Annotated in this window: 16 protein-coding genes, 2 tRNA genes and 1 pseudogene; 13 read left to right on the forward strand and 6 right to left on the reverse strand. The window is 58.7% G+C overall.

Annotated features, from left to right (window positions below):
- Positions 1-41 precede the first annotated feature (41 nt).
- Positions 42-1,049, reverse strand: a complete 1,008-nt coding sequence (locus KGB06_RS05245; RefSeq protein WP_223512289.1) for a DUF481 domain-containing protein — start codon at positions 1,047-1,049, stop codon at positions 42-44.
- Between the two features lie 164 nt (positions 1,050-1,213).
- Here KGB06_RS05245 and KGB06_RS05250 point away from each other — a divergent pair, with 164 nt between their 5' ends.
- From KGB06_RS05250 to KGB06_RS05265, 4 genes are all read left to right on the forward strand, one after another.
- Complete coding sequence (locus KGB06_RS05250; RefSeq protein WP_223512291.1) at positions 1,214-1,567, forward strand: MGMT family protein; 354 nt, start codon at positions 1,214-1,216, stop codon at positions 1,565-1,567.
- 44 nt (positions 1,568-1,611) lie between these two features.
- The gene (locus KGB06_RS05255; protein ID WP_223512293.1) at positions 1,612-3,195 is read left to right on the forward strand and encodes an AmpG family muropeptide MFS transporter; all 1,584 of its coding nucleotides are present in this window, start codon (positions 1,612-1,614) and stop codon (positions 3,193-3,195) included.
- A gap of 106 nt (positions 3,196-3,301) precedes the next feature.
- The gene (locus KGB06_RS05260; protein WP_223512295.1) at positions 3,302-5,017 is read left to right on the forward strand and encodes a proline--tRNA ligase; all 1,716 of its coding nucleotides are present in this window, start codon (positions 3,302-3,304) and stop codon (positions 5,015-5,017) included.
- Between the two features lie 17 nt (positions 5,018-5,034).
- Complete coding sequence (locus KGB06_RS05265; protein ID WP_223512297.1) at positions 5,035-5,988, forward strand: hypothetical protein; 954 nt, start codon at positions 5,035-5,037, stop codon at positions 5,986-5,988.
- A 151-nt stretch (positions 5,989-6,139) separates the two neighbouring features.
- On the opposite strand, the gene dinB is transcribed toward KGB06_RS05265, so the two are convergent.
- The gene (dinB, locus tag KGB06_RS05270; RefSeq protein WP_223512298.1) at positions 6,140-7,201 is read right to left on the reverse strand and encodes a DNA polymerase IV; all 1,062 of its coding nucleotides are present in this window, start codon (positions 7,199-7,201) and stop codon (positions 6,140-6,142) included.
- 300 nt (positions 7,202-7,501) lie between these two features.
- On the opposite strand from dinB, the gene KGB06_RS05275 reads away from it, so the two are divergent.
- The 4 genes from KGB06_RS05275 to KGB06_RS05290 all read left to right on the forward strand — a co-directional run bounded on the left by KGB06_RS05275 (position 7,502) and on the right by KGB06_RS05290 (position 12,104).
- Positions 7,502-7,578: transfer RNA gene (locus KGB06_RS05275), tRNA-Met, on the forward strand.
- 230 nt (positions 7,579-7,808) lie between these two features.
- Positions 7,809-7,885 (forward strand) — tRNA-Met (locus tag KGB06_RS05280).
- A gap of 278 nt (positions 7,886-8,163) precedes the next feature.
- Positions 8,164-10,806 carry a bifunctional lysylphosphatidylglycerol flippase/synthetase MprF gene (mprF, locus tag KGB06_RS05285; protein WP_223512299.1) on the forward strand — a complete coding sequence of 881 codons (2,643 nt, stop codon included), beginning with the start codon at positions 8,164-8,166 and terminating at the stop codon, positions 10,804-10,806.
- Positions 10,806-12,104, forward strand: a complete 1,299-nt coding sequence (locus tag KGB06_RS05290; RefSeq protein ID WP_223512300.1) for a virulence factor family protein — start codon at positions 10,806-10,808, stop codon at positions 12,102-12,104. Before mprF ends, KGB06_RS05290 begins: the two co-directional genes overlap by 1 nt.
- Positions 12,105-12,203: 99 nt before the next feature.
- Here the strand turns inward: KGB06_RS05290 and KGB06_RS29975 are convergent.
- The 3 genes and pseudogenes from KGB06_RS29975 to KGB06_RS05300 all read right to left on the reverse strand — a co-directional run.
- Positions 12,204-12,325, reverse strand: a pseudogene (locus tag KGB06_RS29975) (MarR family transcriptional regulator); the annotation flags it as partial.
- A 306-nt stretch (positions 12,326-12,631) separates the two neighbouring features.
- Positions 12,632-12,919, reverse strand: a complete 288-nt coding sequence (locus KGB06_RS05295) for a type II toxin-antitoxin system RelE family toxin (RefSeq protein ID WP_111450975.1) — start codon at positions 12,917-12,919, stop codon at positions 12,632-12,634.
- Positions 12,920-12,930: 11 nt separating this feature from the next.
- The gene (locus KGB06_RS05300; protein WP_027925020.1) at positions 12,931-13,221 is read right to left on the reverse strand and encodes a Phd-YefM; all 291 of its coding nucleotides are present in this window, start codon (positions 13,219-13,221) and stop codon (positions 12,931-12,933) included.
- A gap of 526 nt (positions 13,222-13,747) precedes the next feature.
- On the opposite strand from KGB06_RS05300, the gene KGB06_RS05305 reads away from it, so the two are divergent.
- Positions 13,748-14,074 carry a DUF3077 domain-containing protein gene (locus KGB06_RS05305; RefSeq protein WP_223512301.1) on the forward strand — a complete coding sequence of 109 codons (327 nt, stop codon included), beginning with the start codon at positions 13,748-13,750 and terminating at the stop codon, positions 14,072-14,074.
- Between the two features lie 204 nt (positions 14,075-14,278).
- Here the strand turns inward: KGB06_RS05305 and KGB06_RS05310 are convergent, their stop codons facing one another.
- Positions 14,279-16,180 carry a potassium transporter Kup gene (locus KGB06_RS05310; RefSeq protein WP_223512302.1) on the reverse strand — a complete coding sequence of 634 codons (1,902 nt, stop codon included), beginning with the start codon at positions 16,178-16,180 and terminating at the stop codon, positions 14,279-14,281.
- A 289-nt stretch (positions 16,181-16,469) separates the two neighbouring features.
- Between KGB06_RS05310 and rimO the strand changes: the two genes are divergently transcribed.
- The 4 genes from rimO to KGB06_RS05330 all read left to right on the forward strand — a co-directional run bounded on the left by rimO (position 16,470) and on the right by KGB06_RS05330 (position 19,841).
- Entirely contained in the window at positions 16,470-17,807 is a 1,338-nt protein-coding gene (gene rimO, locus KGB06_RS05315; RefSeq protein ID WP_223512304.1) for a 30S ribosomal protein S12 methylthiotransferase RimO, read from the forward strand.
- A gap of 113 nt (positions 17,808-17,920) precedes the next feature.
- Positions 17,921-18,394 (forward strand): GNAT family N-acetyltransferase, encoded by a 474-nt coding sequence (locus tag KGB06_RS05320; protein WP_223512305.1) that lies wholly within the window; start codon positions 17,921-17,923, stop codon positions 18,392-18,394.
- A gap of 189 nt (positions 18,395-18,583) precedes the next feature.
- Positions 18,584-19,294, forward strand: a complete 711-nt coding sequence (locus KGB06_RS05325; protein ID WP_150780411.1) for an rRNA pseudouridine synthase — start codon at positions 18,584-18,586, stop codon at positions 19,292-19,294.
- Between the two features lie 76 nt (positions 19,295-19,370).
- Positions 19,371-19,841, forward strand: a complete 471-nt coding sequence (locus KGB06_RS05330) for a DUF1456 family protein (RefSeq protein WP_223512306.1) — start codon at positions 19,371-19,373, stop codon at positions 19,839-19,841.
- Positions 19,842-20,006: the final 165 nt, after the last annotated feature.

Consider the following 20,006-nt stretch of genomic DNA (forward strand, 5'->3'; position numbering starts at 1 on the left):
AACCTGATTGGTTCGGGGCTTCAATGCAAGCGATACAGTTCTTACCAGGCCACGCCAAACCCTGCGGTGTAGCGGGTCTGATCCAAATCAGCGTCTTCGGTACCGCTGACGACGTCGCGCTCGGCCTTCAGGTTAAGCGACGCCCATTCGGTCACCTTGTAGCGCAAACCCATTTCAGTATCGAGTGCGTAATTGGCCACGTCTGACAACGGCTTGCCCACTTCACCATTGGTGAAGAACTCCACCTTCTTGCCAATCAGATAGCGGTTGTAATCCCACGTCATCGCCAAGGCATAGAAGTTGTCCTTGTTGCCGTCCGTGAACTCATAGTCCGTACGATTGACCAGCGAGCCCAGGGAGAATGCGCCCAATTCGTCGTCCCAGAACTGGTAACCCGGACCGGTACCCAAGGTGCGCTGACGGGAAAGGTTTTCGACTTTGTCGCGCTTATAGACTGCCCGGCCTTGCCAGAACCATTTCTCGGTCAAGAAGCGGTCGAGCGAGTATTCAGCCCGCCAGTTGTCAGTCGTAACGACGCCATCCTGGAATTCGCGGTTGTACTCGCCTTCCGCTGTGTGCCGCCATTTACCATGGCGCGCAGTCGTCTTGAAGTTGATGCCGTAGTCATCTGTATCGTTTTCCGCCCGCTGGTAATCCAGCGCTGCGTCGATGTTCCCCTTCCACACCAGATCTTCGACCACCGGCTTGGGCTTTAGAATCTGCTGAATACTGGCCAGTTCCACCGTCTTGGGAGCCTCGCCATTTTCCAGCGTCACCTTGCCGTCGCCGGCAGCATGCAGTGACTTGGCCTTCTCGCCCGTGTACGCATCCTGCTTGACCAGCAACTCCTGATCGCTTTCCAGGGTTTTGACCTGTTTCCAGTCGATCGGGACCGCGCCGGCGTACTCCGTCTGGATCACCAATTTGCCGCCATCGAACAACGTGATCTTGCCGCTCAACTTGTCACCGTTCTTCAACCAGACGGTATCGGCGAGCAAGGGTGTGGCAGCACTCAGGACTGCGAGGCAAAGCAGGGTTCTGGACAACATAAGCAAAAACAGACTCAAGTTTGCGATAAAAAGTCGGCATTATCCTCTGGAATAAGACCCTAGCAAGGACTGACTCGACTATTTCTATTGAGTTCATTTCTCAAACAGTGATCCGGGATTTACTCTACAAACGGCAATGCGACCTTTTTTCAGGAATTGCGGACGTGACCGAACCAACCTCTGAATCCGACAATGCGGCGCAAATCCGACGCACGGCGCTCTACCTGACCCTGGCCCAAGTGCCTGAAGGCAAAGTGGTGAGCTATGGTCAACTCGCGGAGCTGGCCGGACTCGGTCGCGCTGCCCGCTGGGTCGGACGCACGTTGAGCCAATTGCCGGGCGACACCAAACTGCCCTGGCATCGGGTTCTCGGTGCCGGCGGTCGGATCAGCCTGCCTGTGGGCAGCCCTTCGGGGGATGAGCAGCGCGCGCGATTGCGCTCGGAAGGTGTCAGCATCCAGAATAATCGTGTTGATATTCAGCGCCATGGCTGGCGCCCGGTAGAGCACAGCGGTTAGAGTGCGCGCTTTGTTTCCGTAATTCTTGAGGCAGACTCCAGCCCATGCCCCGTAAAACCTGGCGCGCCGCGCTCGCCGCCTATGCCAGCCCCTCGACGCTTGTGTTGTTGCTGCTTGGTTTCGCCGCCGGCCTGCCCTACATGCTGGTGTTTTCGACGCTTTCCGTCTGGCTTCGCGAGGCAGGTGTAGCTCGCGAAACCATTGGTTATGCAAGTCTCATTGGCTTGGCCTACGCCTTTAAATGGGTCTGGTCCCCCCTGCTCGATCAATGGCGCCTGCCATTTCTCGGCAAGCTGGGGCGACGACGCTCTTGGCTGGTGCTATCGCAGGCGCTGGTGATTCTCGGCCTGGTAGGCATGGGTTTTTGCGACCCACAAAAGCATTTGTCCTGGCTGATCGCCATCGCGGTGGTGGTCGCCTTCGCCTCGGCGACGCAGGACATTGCGGTCGACGCCTATCGCCTGGAAATCGCCGAAGACAGTCGCCAGGCGGCACTCGCCGCCAGCTACATGTCGGGTTATCGGATCGCCGCGCTGCTTGCGACTGCCGGCGCGCTGTTCTTCGCCGAGGGCTTCGGCTCCACCGGTTTCAATTATCAGCATTCGGCCTGGGCGGGTACCTACGTGCTGTTCGGCGCCCTGATGGTTCCAGCATTGATCACCTCGGTGTTCATGCGCGAACCACCCGTGCCACTGCGCACACAGCTTCAGGCCGGCCGTTACAGCTTTGTGCATCAACTGGCGTCAGTGTTTGTGCTGATCGTGTTGCTGGTGTCCGTGCCCGCCATGTTCACTCAGCTCTACTACACCGACTTCGCCAGCGTCCTGTTCGAAGGCGTGAGCCTGCTCGACCTGGTACTCGAAGACCGGGCGCTTCTGCGGGCGATCCTCTACATCACGCTGACCGCCCTGTGCCTGTCGAGCATGGGCCGCCGCGGACTGGCGCCGGTGCTGACGCCGGTCAACGACTTCATTCTGCGTTACCGCTGGCAAGCCTTCCTGCTGCTGGGGCTGATCGCCACGTACCGGATGTCCGATACGGTCATGGGCGTGATGGCCAACGTGTTCTACATTGACCAGGGTTTCACCAAGGATCAAATCGCCAGCGTCAGCAAAATCTTTGGCTTGATCATGACCCTGGTCGGCGCCGGCATGGGCGGCCTGCTGATTGTGCGCTTCGGCATTCTGCCGATTCTGCTGATCGGCGGCATTGCGTCGGCCGGCACTAACCTGCTGTTCCTGATGCTCGCCGACATGGGCGCCAACCTGAACATGCTGATCCTCACCATTTCCCTGGACAACTTCAGCTCGGGCCTGGCGACATCGGCGTTCGTCGCCTACCTGTCGAGCCTGACCAACCTCAAGTTTTCCGCCACCCAGTACGCCCTGCTCAGCTCGATCATGCTGCTGCTGCCACGCCTGATCGGCGGCTACTCGGGGGTCATGGTCGAGAAGTTCGGCTATCACAATTTCTTCTTGATCACCGCCCTGCTCGGCGTTCCGACACTGCTGTTGATCGCCCTCCACTGGTTCCAGGAGAGCCGTCGCGCAGGTCCGACACCGACGCCAGAGCCCGCTCCGCCCCAAATCGTGGAAGAATCGCAGGAATCATCGCAAAGGGCGGTGTGATTCCCGCCCTCCTGCCACACCACCGACCGCATGCCTGTACGCCAGCGGATCTCGCCCGTACAATGCTCCGTCATTTCTCGTCATCAGCAACCGACAACGGCCAACCATGCGCACCAGTCAATTTTTGCTCGCCACACAGAAAGAAACGCCTTCCGACGCGGTCGTGATCAGCCATCAGCTGATGCTGCGCGCCGGCATGATCCGCAAACTCGCCTCGGGCCTCTACACCTGGCTGCCGATGGGCTTGCGAGTGATGCGCAAGGTCGAAGCCGTCGTTCGTGAAGAAATGAACGCCGCGGGCTCTCTTGAAGTGTTGATGCCGAGCACACAACCGGCTGAGCTGTGGCAGGAATCCGGTCGTTGGGAAGAGTACGGCCCTGAATTGCTGCGCTTCAAGGATCGCCATGGTCGTGATTTCTGCGCAGGCCCGACCCACGAAGAAGTGATCACCGATCTGATGCGCAACGAGTTGAGCAGCTACAAACAGCTGCCGATCAACCTGTACCAGATCCAGACCAAATTCCGCGATGAAATCCGCCCACGCTTCGGTTTGATGCGCGGTCGTGAATTCATCATGAAAGACGCCTATTCGTTCCACGCTGACCAGCCTTCGCTGCAAGTCACCTACGACCGCATGCACCAGGCTTACTGCAACGTGTTCACCCGTCTGGGCCTGAAGTTCCGCCCTGTAGAAGCCGACAACGGCTCCATCGGCGGTGCCGGCTCCCACGAGTTCCACGTACTGGCCGAATCCGGCGAAGACGACATCGCCTTCAGCAATGGCTCCGACTACGCCGCGAACATCGAGAAAGCCGAAGCCGTGCCACGGGAAACTTCCCGCCCAGCACCCGCCGAAGAGCTGCGTCTGGTCGATACACCAGACACCAAAACCATCGCCGCGCTGGTGGAAAAATTCGATCTGCCGATTGAAAAGACCATCAAGACCCTGATTGTGCGCGCCGAAGAAGCAGGCAAGCTGATTGCCCTGGTCATCCGTGGCGACCACGAGCTCAACGAAATCAAGGCTGCCCAGCAACCTGGCGTTGCCAGCCCGCTGGTCATGGCCACCGACGCTGAACTGCGCGACGCCATTGGCGCCGGCGCTGGCTCTCTGGGCCCGTTGAACCTGCCACTGCCGATCATCATCGACCGTTCCGTCGAACTGATGAGCGACTTCGGCATTGGCGCCAACATCGACGACAAACACTACTTCGGCGTGAACTGGGAGCGTGATCTGCCGGTTCCGACCGTTGCCGACCTGCGTAACGTGGTGGCCGGCGACCCAAGCCCTGATGGCAAGGGCACCTTGGAAATCAAGCGCGGCATCGAAGTCGGGCACATCTTCCAGCTGGGCAACAAGTACAGCAAAGCGATGAAGTGCGAAGTGCTGGGCGAGAACGGCAAGCCGGTCACCCTGGAAATGGGCTGTTACGGCATCGGCGTTTCCCGCGTGGTGGCGGCCGCCATCGAGCAAAACAACGATGCCAACGGGATCATCTGGAGCGACACGCTTGCGCCGTTCCAGGTTGCGCTGGTGCCACTGCGCTACGAAACCGAACAGGTTCGCGAAGCCACCGACAAGCTCTATGCAGAACTGACTGCAGCCGGCTTCGAAGTTCTGCTGGACGACCGCGACAAGAAGACCAGCCCGGGCATCAAGTTCGCGGACATGGAGCTGATCGGCATTCCTCACCGGATCGTGGTCAGTGATCGTGGCCTTGCCGAAGGCAATCTGGAATACAAGAGCCGCACCGAACCTGAAGCGCAAGCGCTGCCGGTCGCCGACGTGCTGTCTTTCCTCCAGGCCCGTATCCGCCGCTGACACCAGATAGAGAAGTCATGTTCAAGCGAAACACCTTAGGCCTCGGTGGTGCCGCCCTGTGCGGCACCCTGCTGGTCAGCGGCTGCGCCAATCAGATGTCGCAACGTAGCGAGCACGAGGAACGTGTCGAGCGCAAATTGCTCGATCACAGCCTGCAGATCGATGTCGGTGATCCCAAGGTGCTTGATCTGCCGCAACGTCGGGTGAAAATCCACGAGCAGAAGACCTTCGAAGTCACCGAATTCGAAGTCACTCGCAACTATGATCGCTACACACCTTACCAACCCTGGCGGGAGGTCTATGAGATCCCGCTGGGCGCGGTGGCTGTAGTGGCCGGTGTCGGCGCGAACGTGGTCAACGTGTTTACGCTTGGCAACCTGCCGGACAGCGTGACCAAGGATTGGCTGAGCTACGGTTTCGCCGGGCTCAACCCGTTCATGAACGTGCAGTCTCACGGTCGTGCGCAACAAAACCTGGCCGGCATCGACGAAGTTCAGCTCGACAAACGCACCGAATACTCGAGCCTGCCATGGAGCGAGCGTCCGGTGGAGGTCAAGGCCGGCAAGGAAACGTTCGAGCTGAGCACCGACAAAAACGGCGTTTTGCGGGTGAATCTGCTGGACAGCCCGTTTGCCGAACATGACATCAACCATTTAACCCGCCTGCTGATCAGCGTCGAAGATGGCAACGACGATGTGCACACCAACACATCCCTGGAAGTCAGCAGTTCTTTGCGTGGCAAGTTGCTCGAAGCCCACGGGCTGATTTACGACGATCTCGAAGACGACGAAGTGAGCCAGTGGGTACACCGGGTCAAGCGCCTGTCGGAACTGGGTCTGGAAGAAGAAGCCAGCGAGCTGGAGCAAAGCCTGATCGAACTGACGCGCAACGATCCCGAGTTGCAGACCGAATTCCTCAAGTCGTTGACCAAGGATGCCGGGCGCCTGGTTGCGGATCCGGGGCCGAATTAAAAGCTAAAGCTAAAAGCTTCGCGAGCAGGCTCGCTCCCACATTAGTCCGCGTTCGTCTGAACAACTCGGTCAACTGTGGGAGCGACGGTGCGACGATTCGACCTGCTCGCGAAGGCGGCCTGACATTCACTTCAACATTAAGATCTGCCCACTACCGCTCAAACAACTCCATCTGCTCAAACCCGCCCCGCAAATCCTCAAGCCTTACCCCAACCCCCAGCAACCGCACCGGTTTCCCGCCGCGATTGAACGCCTGGGTCAGCAGCAACTGATAACTCCCCAAATCCCGCCCTGCCCCGGCCTGCTCCAGTGTGGTCTGGGTAAAGTCATGGAATTTCACTTTGACGAACGGCTTGCCCGGCCGATAGCTGCTGTCGATTCGCGCCATGCGGCCCGCAAGGGTTTCCAGCAGCTCAGGCAATTTATCCAGACAGCTCACCAGATCCGGCAAGTCCACGTCGTAGGTGTTTTCAACACTGATCGACTGCCGACGACTGTCGTTGTGGACCAAACGCTCATCGATCCCACGGGCCAGGCTCCAGAGTCGTTCGCCGAAACTGCCGAATTCGCGCACCAGCGCCAATTTGTCCCACTCGCGCAAATGCGAGCAATCAACAATGCCGAGTCTGCCCAGTTTGTCGGCAGTGACTTTGCCTACACCGTGCAACTTGCTCACTGGCAAGCCGCTGACAAAGTCTTCCACTTGATCCGGGGTGATGACGAACAAGCCATTGGGCTTTTTCCAGTCACTGGCGATCTTGGCCAGAAACTTGTTCGGCGCCACACCGGCCGACACGGTGATGTGCAACTGATTGGACACTCGCCGACGGATGTCCTGGGCGATACGCGTAGCACTGCCGCCGAAATGCGCGCTGTCCGATACGTCGAGGTAGGCCTCATCGAGGGACAGCGGTTCGATCATGTCGGTGTAATCGCGAAAGATCGTGTGAATTTCCTTCGAGGCTTCTCTATAAGCCTCCATGCGCGGCTTGACGATGGTCAGGTCCGGGCACAGCTTCAACGCATGCCCGGAAGACATGGCCGAACGTACGCCATAGGCCCGCGCTTCATAGTTACAGGTTGCGATCACCCCCCGTCGATCCGCCGAACCACCCACTGCCAACGGTTTACCGGCCAGGCGCGGGTCGTCACGCATCTCGATGGCGGCGTAGAAGCAGTCACAGTCGACGTGGATGATTTTTCGCTGGGTCATATAAAAGCGCAGTTCGAGACGAAGAAAAGGAGCGTTGGCGAGTCAGATAGGCAGTATCTCACCGACACCTGTATATAGCACCAGTACTCGGAATGTTCTTTTTCACTCGTAGGAAAGTACGCCGTGCATTTATTTTTTCAATCGAACGCAACCTGCCAATAGAGCTACAAGCCTTGCCACGCCTGCCTTACAGCCATTTACGCCACCCTATTTTCAAGCTAAGCGGTTGAACAGGAAGAGGTTTTTCCAATATTGAAGGTTGACACCCCGGCGATCCTCTGTAGAATGCCGACACACAGACGCGGGATGGAGCAGTCTGGTAGCTCGTCGGGCTCATAACCCGAAGGTCGTCGGTTCAAATCCGGCTCCCGCAACCAAACATCAAAAAAGGCTACTCGAAAGAGTGGCCTTTTTTGTGCGTGTTTGTTTTGTATTCAGAGCGAAGCAAGCGAGCATTTGGGCTGATGTGGTCTGAAATGAGAAATCGTTCCAATTCCGAAACTTAGCTCTCCCTACGACCGTTCGCCGCTCAACTACACTTATTTGACCCTTCTTGGGATTAACGGTTGACACCTCGCCGTTCGCCTGTAGAATGCCGCCACACAGACGCGGGATGGAGCAGTCTGGTAGCTCGTCGGGCTCATAACCCGAAGGTCGTCGGTTCAAATCCGGCTCCCGCAACCAAACATCAAAAAAGGCTACTCGAAAGAGTGGCCTTTTTTGTATCTGCCGAAAAAGTCCTTTCGCAACAATGATCTGTCACAGTGCCGGGAAGCGTCAGGGATCTTCAAACTACTGAGTCCAGACTATGCTGAAACTCAGGCAGCCCCCTCTTCGACTCATGACGCACCATCGCCGGAACCCGGTGAGAGGCGTTAATATTCGTGATTATTTTTATCTACAAGGATTGGTAACTTGGCTCGATACCTCCATCCTGTCGCGCACGATCCAAGAGGTGATTGATGCGCGCCAACTCGTCTGATCCACAAGACACTGTCACAGCAACACAGCCGATCAAGGCCGAGCGTTTGCGCCTGCTCGATCTGATCAGCAAATATCGTCAGCCCATCGGTCTGGCGGTCACTCTGCTGTTGTTCGCTATCGCGCTGATTGCCTGCCGTCATCTGCTGAGCGAACTCGATCTGTACGCTTTGCACGACTCGATTCTGGAAGTCCCGAAACCGGCATTGCTGGGCGCCTTGGGTGCGACCGTGGCCGGCTTCATTATTCTGTTGGGTTACGAATGGTCCGCCAGCCGCTATGCCGGCGTAACGCTGGCGCCGCGAATCCTCGCACTCGGCGGGTTCACGGCCTTTGCCATCGGTAACGCCATTGGCCTTTCAATGCTCTCGGGGGGCTCGGTTCGTTACCGTTTATATGCACGTCATGGTCTGGGGGCCTCAGAAGTCGCTCACATGACGTTGTTTGCCAGCCTGTCGCTCGGTTGCGCACTGCCACCGCTGGCCGCCCTGGCAACCCTCAGCAACCTGCCTGCCGCCTCTGCAGCCTTGGGTCTGTCGGAGACTGTGCTCGGCGCGATTGCTGCGGCAGTCTTGCTGCTCTTCAGCGTCCTGGCCATCGGCATCTACCGCCGTCGCCTGCCGGAACAGCCTTCCCCTGACAACCTGCTGGTCAAAGTCGGCCGCCGCACTTTGCGCCTGCCCGGCCGCCGCCTGACTTTCCTGCAACTGATCATCACCGCCCTGGACGTGGCTGCCGCCGCGACCGTGCTCTATCTGTTACTGCCAGAAGCTCCGCCCTTCGGCGCCTTCCTGCTGGTGTACTTGCTGGCATTGGCTGCGGGCGTGCTCAGCCACGTGCCGGGCGGGGTCGGCGTATTCGAAGCGATCCTGCTGGCAGCCTTTGCCGATTCACTCGGCGCGGCACCACTGGCCGCCGCCCTGCTGTTGTATCGACTGATCTATGTGGTGTTGCCCCTGCTGGTGGCCTGCCTGTTCCTGCTGATCAACGAAGGCCAGCGCCTGTTTCAGTCGCGTCAGTCCCTGCGTGCAGCTTCGGGCCTCGCGGCACCGATTCTGGCGGTGCTGGTGTTCCTGTCCGGCGTGGTCTTGCTGTTTTCCGGCGTGACCCCGGAAATCGACACCCGCCTGGAACACGTCGGTTTTCTGATTCCCCATCGCCTGGTCGATGCCTCGCACTTCGGCGCCAGCCTGATCGGCGTGTTGTGTCTGTTACTGGCTCAAGGCTTGCGTCGACGCCTGTCTGCCGCCTGGATGCTGACCACCATTTTGCTGCTGGTCGGCGCCCTGCTCTCCCTGCTCAAGGGTTTTGACTGGGAAGAAGCTTGCCTGATGACCCTCACAGCCAGTTTGCTGGGAGTTTTCCGCCGCTCGTTCTATCGCCCGAGCCGCCTCACCGAACTGCCGTTCTCGCCGCTGTATCTGGTGTCCAGCCTGTGCGTGCTGGGCGCCTCGATCTGGTTGCTGCTGTTTGCGTATCAGGACGTTCCGTACAGCCACCAACTCTGGTGGCAGTTCACCCTCGATGCCGATGCGCCGCGTGGTTTGCGCTCGCTGCTGGGCGCCGCCGTGCTGCTGGTCGTGGTATCCCTGACATGGCTGCTGCGCACCGCCCGCCCGGTCATTCACTTGCCGACGCCGGATGAACTGGACCGCGCGGTAAAGATCCTCATGAGTTCCGCCCAACCGGATGGCGGCCTCGCCCTGACCGGTGACAAGGCGCTGCTGTTCCACCCTAACGATGAGGCGTTTCTGATGTACGCTCGCCGTGGACGCAGCCTGGTGGCGTTGTATGACCCGATCGGCCCGACCCAGCAACGGGCGGAAATGATCTGGCAGTTCCGCGATCTCTGCGACGTCCACCACGCCCGCCCCGTGTTTTATCAAGTACGCGCCGAGAACTTGCCGTACTACATGGACATCGGCCTGACCGCAATCAAACTGGGCGAAGAAGCCCGGGTCGATCTTCATCGCTTTGATCTCGAAGCCAAGGGCAAAGAGATGAAGGACCTGCGCTACACCTGGAACCGTGGCACTCGCGATGGTCTGTCGCTGGAGATCCATGAGCCTGGGCAAGCGCCGATGGATGAACTCAAGGTCATTTCCGATGCCTGGCTGACCGGCAAGAACGTGCGCGAGAAAGGCTTCTCTCTCGGCCGCTTCAGCGATGATTACCTCAAGCACTTCCGCATTGCGGTGATCCGTTTCGAAGGTCGCCCGGTGGCATTCGCCAATCTGCTCGAGACCTACGGCCATGACCTGGCCAGCCTCGACCTGATGCGTGCGCACCCGGACGCGCCGAAGCTGACCATGGAATTCATGATGGTCGGCCTGATTCAACATTATAAAAAACATGGATACGCGCGTTTCAGCCTGGGCATGGTGCCGTTGTCGGGGTTGCAACCCCGTCGTGGTGCACCACTGACTCAGCGTCTGGGCTCGATGGTTTTCCGCCGTGGTGAGCAGCTCTACAACTTCCAAGGCTTGCGCCGCTTCAAAGACAAGTTCCAGCCTGACTGGGAACCCCGTTATATGGCCGTGCCCGCCGGACTCGATCCGCTGGTTGCCCTGGCCGATACTGCTGCCCTGATTGCGGGCGGCTTGACTGGATTGGTGAAACGCTGATGATTCAACGCTCCTTGCGGTACGTACTGGCCACACTGGTAGTGCTGGCCCTGATTCTCGGTGGCGGTTTCTGGTACATGAAACGCCCGGCACCGGCACCGACGCTCGAACTGTTGACGCCCGCTGGTGGCGCCGTGATGACCCGTGTGATTCCCGGCACCACGCCGAAAGCCCAGGTACTGGTGGCGGTCAATGAAGACCAGAAGCTCAGCGACCAACAACTGATGACCCTGAGCCGCTCCGGTTCGGCGCAGATTGTTCAAGTGATTCTGCCTAAAGACTGCCTGCTGCAAAGCCGCGCGCTGCAATCGGGCTTGAGAGAACTCAAAGGCCCGGCAACCTTGGTCAGCGGTATCGGCCCCGGCGCCGTACTGGCCTGGCGCTGGCTGTCCGAGCAAAAGAATGACAAGGCTCAAGCCATCTCCGTCGACCTGGCCCTGGAAAAACCAGGCTGCACCCACCTGCTGCCGAAAACCGCTGCTCACGGCCACTGGCTGGTGGCGTGGAACGACAACCCGGACGACACCAGCGCCGGCTTCGTACGCGATCAACCCAACGCCGAAACCAGCATCAGCGACTACGACATCAACCTGCCGCAAGTGCTGAACAACGAACTGCGCAAGCTCCTCGTCGGTGGTGACAAAGCCGCTGGCGGTCTGCAAATCCCGGTTGTCGAAGTACCGGCTGGCCAAGCCAAGGACACCGTCACCCTGTTCCTCTCCGGTGACGGCGGCTGGCGCGACCTTGACCGTGACGTCGCGGGCGAGATGGCCAAGATCGGTTACCCGGTGGTCGGCATCGACACCCTGCGCTACTACTGGCAGCACAAGAGCCCGGAGCAAAGCGCCCTGGACCTCGCCGAACTGATGCAGCACTACCGGCAGAAATGGGGCACCAAGCGCTTCATCCTGACCGGTTACTCGTTCGGCGCCGACGTGCTGCCAGCGATCTACAACCGCCTGGCCGAATCGGAACAACAACGCGTCGACGCCATCATCCTGCTGGCCTTCGCCCGCACCGGCAGCTTTGAAATCGAAGTCGAAGGCTGGCTCGGCAATGCCGGCAAAGAAGCCGCCACCGGCCCGGAAATGGCCAAGCTGCCACCTGAGAAAGTGGTGTGCATCTACGGTGAAGAAGAAGTCGACGAAAGCGGCTGTACCGACAAGACCGCCGTGGGCGAAGCAATGAAACTGCCTGGCGGCCATCACTTCGACGAGAACTACCCGGCGCTGGCCCAGCGTTTGGTGGATATCATCGAGAAGCGGCAAGCCAAGGAAGAGGCGACGGTTCAGGAGTGATCTGAGCCACGCCACGAAAAAGCCCCCGTAGCCGTTTGGTTGCGGGGGCTTTTTTACATGTACAAACTTGAAGCGCTTCCAGCTAGCCGGACGTTATGTCGAATTCGACTCAGATTCCATTTTCCCAAAAAGTTTTCTTTTTGGGCGTGCAGTCTGGCGATCTTGAACAAAAGCAAAATGTCTTGACTCTTCATCAAGCTAGAAACTCCAAGTGTCCACATTCCATAAAACGTGGACACTTTTTTCTTTGAAAATATCGATCCGTCAAGACCGCTCGATAGGTCCTGACCTCGCGACCAGCCCGGACAAAGACCAATCTGAAGAAGAACTGCCTGAAAGCAAGCAACACCGCCGTTCCCCTGTGGGAGCGAGCCTGCTCGCGATGGCGGACTGAGATTCACTATTGGTGTTGCCTGACAGACCGCTATCGCCGGCAAGCCGGTCTCACTCCCACAGGGATGGTCAGTGGATTCAAGTGATCGGACAAAAAAACCCCCGCCACCTTCACGGCAACAGGGGCTTCCTACTTATAGGCGGCGCTCTGCGGCGCCATATACCTCTTCGTCACGTCGGGCCCCGACTGCGACGATCAACACCTGAATCGCCTTGCCATCGACTCGATAAACAATCCGCGTGTCACCGGTCCGGATCCGTCTACAGCCTGCAAGACTGGCTCTTAGGGGCTTGCCGCTCTTGTCCGGCTCACCATTGATAATCCGCTCTTCGATAACATCAAGAATGCGGTTCGCCGCCACAGCTCCCAGCAGATCCAGATCCTTCTGGACCTCCGGATGATAGATAACGCCCCAAACCATCCACAGCTCCTTTAGTCTTTCTTGGCGTACCGCGCCCGCATATCGTCGTGGCTGACAGCCTTGGCCTGATCAAAACCGATCAGTCGCTCTCGGGCCGCTGCTTCAACCCGAAGGTCCTCAAGCTCGTCAAGCATTTCCTGATACGCATCGACATTGATAATGACCGCTGCGGGCTGGTTGTCTTTGAAAATGACCAGTCGTTCGGTGGCTCGGCTGGAAATCTCCTTTAGCCTCGCACTAAACCCCCTGACCATCGCAGTCACCGAAATCGCTTGGTCAGCACGCTCCAGTAATGCCGTCATACTCACCTCTCTACACAATCATGCAAATTTGAACACACAGTTCTACGCAGAGTATTGCGTCGAATTAGACATACAGCAAGCTGCAAAAACCGCGAATTTATCATTCAGCGTTTTTCATCCTGAGAAAAAGTGAGCCGAAGGACGTGTAAACGCTCTCACCGTGTTTAGTTTCGTTTACTTCTGGTGTCGCAATATCGGATGACGCCCGCAGACCTTGTAGGCAAACTCCGAATCTTGCGTTTGGGCACTTTGCCGCCTTGTTGCGTTTTTCTTCGACGGGATACTCTCCGGACGTCGCTGCAGATGCAGTGATCGGGTGTGGTAACCCGGCAAAGCAAAGTGCAACAGCGCTCCCATCACGATTTCATGCGTTTTTACGTCTGTAATCCAGTGTCATGGCGGCTGTGCGTGGGAGACCTTCGGGTCTGCCGGTTCCTTTGCTCTTCCGGTTTACCACCCTGCGTACAGCTGCCACCCATTCGTGTGGTAACGAATGCGGCAGCTCCTCGTTTTAAGGAGCGAAACAATGAGCAAAACAAATCCGTCCACACCTTCAGACCTGAAAACCATCGGCTTCACCCCCTTTGTCTACTGCTCGAACCAGGCGTTATTCAACGTCCGCGCCGGCGTCCCTATCGCTGATGCATTGTCACAAGCCTCCGACCTGCTATTCCTCGCCAAATCATTCACCGAGGATGCCGCCTACGCCAAAGAAACTGATCGTCACGCCTGGGCCGCGCATTACCTGACGGCAATGGGTAAGGCTGTGATTGATGATGTGTTGAAGGTCCTGACCCCGCGACCAGCCCGGACAAAGACCGAATCCGAAGAAGAACTGCCTGAAAGCAAGTGAGCGCCCAGACTCGAAAACACCGCAGATCCCATGTGGGAGTGGGCTTGCCCGCGATGACGGCGGCAGATCCAGCATTGATGTGACAGACATACCGCTATCGCGGGCAAGCCCGCTCCCACATGGATCTTCGCTGGATTGGGATCAAATGCCAGACACAAAAAAGCCCCCGTTACCTTCACGGCAACGGGGGCTTTTTGATGGGGCTTACATTTCTACCTGAGTACCCAACTCAATCACCCGATTCAACGGCAGATTGAAGAAGCGCAAATTGCCATTAGCATTCTTCAACATAAAGGCAAACAACCCTTCCCGCCAGCGCGCCATGCCTTCCAGCTTGGAGGCAATAACCGTCTCGCGACTGAGGAAATACGTGGTGCGCATCGGGCTGAAGTCCAGGTCATCGAGGTGACACAGCTTCAGCGCTTGCGGCACGTCTGGCTCGTCGATGAAGCCAAAATGCAGGATCACCCGGAAGAACCCTTCGCCGTAGGAATCGACTTCGAAGCGCCGGGTTGGCGGCACCCGAGGAATGTCTTCGTACACCACGGTCAGCAGCACCACTTGCTCGTGCAGTACCTGGTTATGCAGCAGGTTGTGCAACAGCGCGTGAGGCACGGCATCCGGGCGCGCAGTCAGGAATACGGCGGTGCCCTGCACGCGATGCGGCGGTTGCACGGCGATACTGCTGATGAAAATCGGCAGTGGCAACCCGCCTTCATCCATACGCTCAACCAGCAATTGCTTGCCGCGTTTCCAGGTGGTCATCAGTACGAACAGCACGATACCGGCGATGACCGGGAAGGCCCCGCCCTGGACGATTTTCGGCACGTTGGCGGCGAAGTACAGGCCGTCTACCAACAGGAAACCGATCGACAACGGCACCGCAAGGACCGGTGGCCATTTCCACAGCAGCAACATCACCGCCGACACCAGGATGGTGGTCATCAGCATCGTGCCCGTCACCGCCACGCCATAGGCCGAGGCCAGGGCACCTGAGGATTCGAAACCCAACACCAACAGAATCACGCCGACCATCAATGCCCAGTTCACCGCGCCAATGTAGATCTGGCCTTGTTCGGCGCTGGAGGTGTGTCGAATGTGCATGCGTGGAATGTAACCGAGCTGGATCGCCTGACGGGTCAGGGAGAACGCACCGGAAATCACCGCTTGCGAGGCGATCACCGTGGCCAGGGTCGACAAGCCCACCAACGGAATCAGCGCCCAGCTTGGCGCCAACAGATAGAACGGGTTACGAGCCGCTTCCGGGTCACCGAGCAGCAGCGCACCCTGACCAAAGTAGTTCAGCACCAGCGCCGGCAGCACGAGGATGAACCAGGCGCGGGCAATCGGCTTGCGACCAAAGTGGCCCATGTCGGCGTACAGCGCTTCGGCACCGGTCAACGCCAGCACCACCGCGCCGAGAATCGCCACGCCCATGCCCGGGTGCACCACGAAGAAACGCACGCCCCACACCGGGTTCATCGCTTGCAACACTTCGGGGTGTTGCATGATGCCGTAGACGCCCAGCGCGCCCAGCACCACAAACCAGGTGACCATGATCGGCCCGAACAGAATGCCGATGCGCGCGGTGCCGTGGCTCTGGATCAGGAACAGCGCCACCAGCACGATCAACGACAGCGGGACGACCCAATGATCGATGCCCTCGAACGCCAACCCCAGGCCTTCAATGGCCGAGAGGACGGAAATCGCCGGAGTGATCATGCTGTCGCCGTAGAACAGCGCCGCACCGATCAGCCCGCAAACCACCAGCAAGGTGCGCAACTTCGGATGCCCAGACGCCGCCCGCCTGGCCAGCGCGGTCAGGGCCATGATCCCGCCTTCGCCCTGGTTGTCGGCGCGCAGCACGAATAACATGTATTTGATCGAAACGACCCAGATCAGCGACCAGAAGATCAGCGCCAGTATCCCCAGCACGCCGTCATGGTTGACCGGCACGCCGTAGCCACCGGAAAACACTTCTTTGAGGGTGTACAGCGGGCTCGTGCCGATATCGCCATAAACCACCCCGACCGCCGCGACCAGCATGCCGATCGGCTTCGCTGCCGAATGCTCGGCACCCGCCGCCTGACTACTTGCCTGACCCATCCACCACTCCTACTACCCAGATCGGACTTATTTGGAAGAAGCGCTATGCTTTGCCACGCAGCATGCGCTGTTTTACGTCAGGTTACAGACGATTTGTTGACTGTAAAAATTCGGTAAAGCCTAACGGCGCGAAGCATAGCGCAGCACTCGTCGTATTTCCCTGCATAAAGCTGGTCAAGTGAGCGACTCATCGCTAGAATTGCGCACTTTTTGATCAGAGGCGCGACAAAGCGCCCGTTTGTCGCCTTGCCGACTTCGGCTGGAGGCGTCACAAATACCGAGGTTAGACATGTCCACCACTCCTGTGCCGGCCAATCCAAAGGTTGGCTTCGTATCCCTGGGTTGCCCCAAAGCACTGGTCGACTCCGAGCGCATCCTTACCCAGCTGCGTATGGAAGGCTATGACGTTGTGTCCACTTACGAGGACGCCGACGTCGTGGTGGTCAACACCTGCGGTTTCATCGACTCGGCCAAGGCTGAATCGCTGGAAGTAATCGGCGAAGCCATCAAGGAAAACGGCAAGGTCATCGTGACCGGCTGCATGGGCGTCGAAGAAGGCAACATTCGTAAGGTGCACCCAAGCGTGCTGGCCGTGACCGGTCCGCAGCAGTACGAGCAGGTGGTCAACGCCGTGCACGACGCCGTACCGCCGCGTCAGGATCACAACCCGCTGATCGATCTGGTGCCGCCGCAAGGCATCAAGCTGACCCCGCGCCACTACGCCTATCTGAAGATTTCCGAAGGCTGCAACCACAGCTGCAGCTTCTGCATCATCCCGTCGATGCGCGGCAAACTGGTCAGCCGTCCGGTCGGTGACGTGCTCGACGAGGCCCAGCGCCTGGTCAAGGCCGGCGTGAAAGAGCTGCTGGTGATTTCCCAAGACACCAGCGCCTACGGCGTCGACGTCAAATACCGCACCGGTTTCTGGAACGGCGCGCCGGTGAAAACCCGCATGACCGAACTCTGCGAAGCCCTGAGCACCCTCGGCGTCTGGGTTCGTCTGCACTACGTTTACCCGTACCCGCACGTCGACGAGTTGATCCCGTTGATGGCCGCCGGCAAGATCCTGCCGTACCTGGACATCCCGTTCCAGCATGCCAGCCCTAAAGTCCTGAAAGCCATGAAACGCCCGGCCTTCGAAGACAAGACCCTGGCACGTATCAAGAACTGGCGCGAGATCTGCCCGGACCTGATCATCCGTTCGACCTTCATCGTCGGCTTCCCCGGCGAAACCGAAGAAGATTTCCAGTACCTGTTGAACTGGCTGACCGAAGCCCAACTCGACCGCGTCGGCTGCTTCCAGTACTCCCCGGTCGAAGGCGCACCGGCCAACCTGCTGGACGCGGCCATCGTGCCGGACGACGTCAAGCAGGACCGTTGGGACCGCTTCATGGCGCATCAACAAGCGATCAGCTCGGCGCGCCTGCAAATGCGCGTCGGCCGTGAAATCGAAGTGCTGGTGGACGAAGTCGACGAGCAAGGGGCCGTTGGCCGCTGCTTCTTCGATGCCCCGGAAATCGACGGTAACGTGTTCATCGACAATGGCAGCAACTTGAAGCCGGGCGACAAAGTCTGGTGCAAAGTGACCGATGCCGACGAATACGACCTGTGGGCTGAACAGATCTAAACGCAAAAAATACGAAAAGCCCCGCTCTCTTGACGAGATGCGGGGCTTTTTTACGTCTATCGTTTTGTGGGAGAAAGGATTCGCATCATCAACTGCAAAAGGGGCAGCCGGCCATGCGCCAACATTCGGTCATCCACACGCCGAAACACAGTGACTACGAAGAACTCACTCAGGTCTGGGAAGCTTCGGTACGCGCCACCCATGACTTTCTGCCGGACAGCTACATCCTGTTGCTCAAGGACCTGGTGCTGACCCGCTACCTCGATGCGGTGATGCTTATTTGCACCAAAAACCCGCGCCAGCGCATCACCGGGTTCGCCGGGGTCGCCGCCGGCAAGATCGAAATGCTCTTCATCGATCCGGTTCATCGCGGGCAGGGCCTGGGCAAACAGTTGCTACGCTATGCCCTGGAACACCTGAATGCCGATAAGCTCGACGTCAACGAACAGAACTCACAAGCGCTGGGGTTCTATCTCAAACAAGGTTTTGAAGTGATCGGTCGCTCTGAGTTTGACGGCATGGGCCAGCCTTATCCGCTGTTGCACATGCGCCTGCGCCAACATCAGCAGCATTCGCGGCATGCCTGACACAACGCGGACACGTGTAGGAGTGAGCCTGCTCGCGATAGCGGTGTGTCATTCAACAGATAAATTGACTGAACTACCGCAATCGCGAGCAGGCTCACTCCTACAAAAAGCCAAAGCACTGAAATGGAGCCGGGATTAACCGGCGCCAGGCAGGTACAATGCCCACCCCTTTTTTGTTACGGCCCTGTCATGACTGACCCGATTCGTCTCTCCAAACGCCTCATCGAACTCGTCGGCTGTTCCCGTCGGGAGGCTGAGCTGTTCATCGAGGGCGGCTGGGTGACCGTGGACGGTGAAGTCATCGATGAGCCGCAGTTCAAGGTCGACACTCAAAAAGTCGAACTCGATCCAGAGGCCAAAGCCACCGCGCCAGAGCCGGTGACTATCCTGTTGAACGTGCCCGTGGGCATGGACGCGGACACCGCCATGGCCACCCTGAGCGCCGAGACGCTGAGCGAAGAACACCGCTTCAGCAAACGTCCGCTCAAGGGCCATTTCCTGCGCCTGACCGCCAGCACCGACTTGCAGGCCAATGCCAGCGGGTTGCTGGTGTTCACCCAAGACTGGAAGATCCTGCGCAAGCTCACCGCCGATGCCAGCAAGATCGAGCAAGAGTATGTGGTCGAGGTTGAAGGCGACATGGTGGCTCACGGCCTCAACCGCCTGAACCACGGCCTGACCTACAAGGGCAAGGAACTGCCGCCAGTCAAAGCCAGCTGGCAGAACGAAAACCGCCTGCGTTTTGCGATGAAGAACCCGCAACCGGGCGTGATCGCCCTGTTTTGCCAGGCCGTCGGCCTGAAGGTCGTCGCCATCCGCCGCATCCGCATCGGCGGCGTGTCCATCGGCAAAGTGCCGCTGGGACAATGGCGCTACCTGTCCGGCAAAGAGAAGTTCTAAGACTTCTCCCGCCGCCACACATTTCGGCGCCGCTGTCTGATGCGGCGCCCACTGCTGAATATCAGGATTGCACACCATGATTCACAACGACGTACTGCGCAGCGTTCGCTACATGCTGGACATCAGCGACAAGAAAGTCATCGAGATCATCAAGCTCGGCGGCATGGACGTGACCCTGGCCGACCTGCTGACTTATCTCGACAAGAAAGAGGAAGACGAGGAAGGCTTCGTCCGCTGCCCGGACGACGTCATGGCGCACTTCCTTGATGGCCTGGTGATCTTCAAGCGCGGCAAGGACGAAAGCCGTCCACCGCAGCCGATCGAAATCCCGGTGACCAACAACATCATCCTGAAAAAACTGCGTGTAGCCTTCGAACTGAAAGAAGACGACATGCACGCGATCCTCAAGGCTGCCGAGTTCCCGGTGTCCAAGCCTGAGCTGAGCGCGCTGTTCCGCAAGTTCGGCCACACCAACTACCGCACGTGTGGCGACCAGTTGCTGCGCAACTTCCTCAAAGGCCTGACCCTGCGCGTTCGCCCGCAGTAAGCGTCCCGTCCCCTGCAGGAGCACAGCTTGCTGGCGATGGCGATCTTCAAAACGCCATCGCCAGCAAGCTGTGCTCCTACAGAGGCGGTCGCAGGTCAGGCTGTATAGCGCTTCATTCCTCGCAAAAATAGTGGCTCCGCTGACGGCGGCTGACGACTAGGGTGT

This window comes from Pseudomonas sp. GL-B-19 (assembly GCF_019956415.1).
Taxonomy (GTDB): Bacteria; Pseudomonadota; Gammaproteobacteria; order Pseudomonadales; family Pseudomonadaceae; genus Aquipseudomonas.

Bases quoted from the DNA above. Each gene is read 5' to 3' on its own strand.
- KGB06_RS05245 (WP_223512289.1), bottom strand. From the start codon at position 1,049: ATGTTGTCCAGAACCCTGCTTTGCCTCGCAGTCCTGAGTGCTGCCACA.
- KGB06_RS05255 (WP_223512293.1), top strand. From the start codon at position 1,612: ATGCCCCGTAAAACCTGGCGCGCCGCGCTCGCCGCCTATGCCAGCCCC.
- KGB06_RS05260 (WP_223512295.1), top strand. From the start codon at position 3,302: ATGCGCACCAGTCAATTTTTGCTCGCCACACAGAAAGAAACGCCTTCC.
- KGB06_RS05265 (WP_223512297.1), top strand. From the start codon at position 5,035: ATGTTCAAGCGAAACACCTTAGGCCTCGGTGGTGCCGCCCTGTGCGGC.
- dinB (WP_223512298.1), bottom strand. From the start codon at position 7,201: ATGACCCAGCGAAAAATCATCCACGTCGACTGTGACTGCTTCTACGCC.
- mprF (WP_223512299.1), top strand. From the start codon at position 8,164: ATGCGCGCCAACTCGTCTGATCCACAAGACACTGTCACAGCAACACAG.
- KGB06_RS05290 (WP_223512300.1), top strand. From the start codon at position 10,806: ATGATTCAACGCTCCTTGCGGTACGTACTGGCCACACTGGTAGTGCTG.
- KGB06_RS05295 (WP_111450975.1), bottom strand. From the start codon at position 12,919: ATGGTTTGGGGCGTTATCTATCATCCGGAGGTCCAGAAGGATCTGGAT.
- KGB06_RS05300 (WP_027925020.1), bottom strand. From the start codon at position 13,221: ATGACGGCATTACTGGAGCGTGCTGACCAAGCGATTTCGGTGACTGCG.
- KGB06_RS05305 (WP_223512301.1), top strand. From the start codon at position 13,748: ATGAGCAAAACAAATCCGTCCACACCTTCAGACCTGAAAACCATCGGC.
- KGB06_RS05310 (WP_223512302.1), bottom strand. From the start codon at position 16,180: ATGGGTCAGGCAAGTAGTCAGGCGGCGGGTGCCGAGCATTCGGCAGCG.
- rimO (WP_223512304.1), top strand. From the start codon at position 16,470: ATGTCCACCACTCCTGTGCCGGCCAATCCAAAGGTTGGCTTCGTATCC.
- KGB06_RS05320 (WP_223512305.1), top strand. From the start codon at position 17,921: ATGCGCCAACATTCGGTCATCCACACGCCGAAACACAGTGACTACGAA.
- KGB06_RS05325 (WP_150780411.1), top strand. From the start codon at position 18,584: ATGACTGACCCGATTCGTCTCTCCAAACGCCTCATCGAACTCGTCGGC.
- KGB06_RS05330 (WP_223512306.1), top strand. From the start codon at position 19,371: ATGATTCACAACGACGTACTGCGCAGCGTTCGCTACATGCTGGACATC.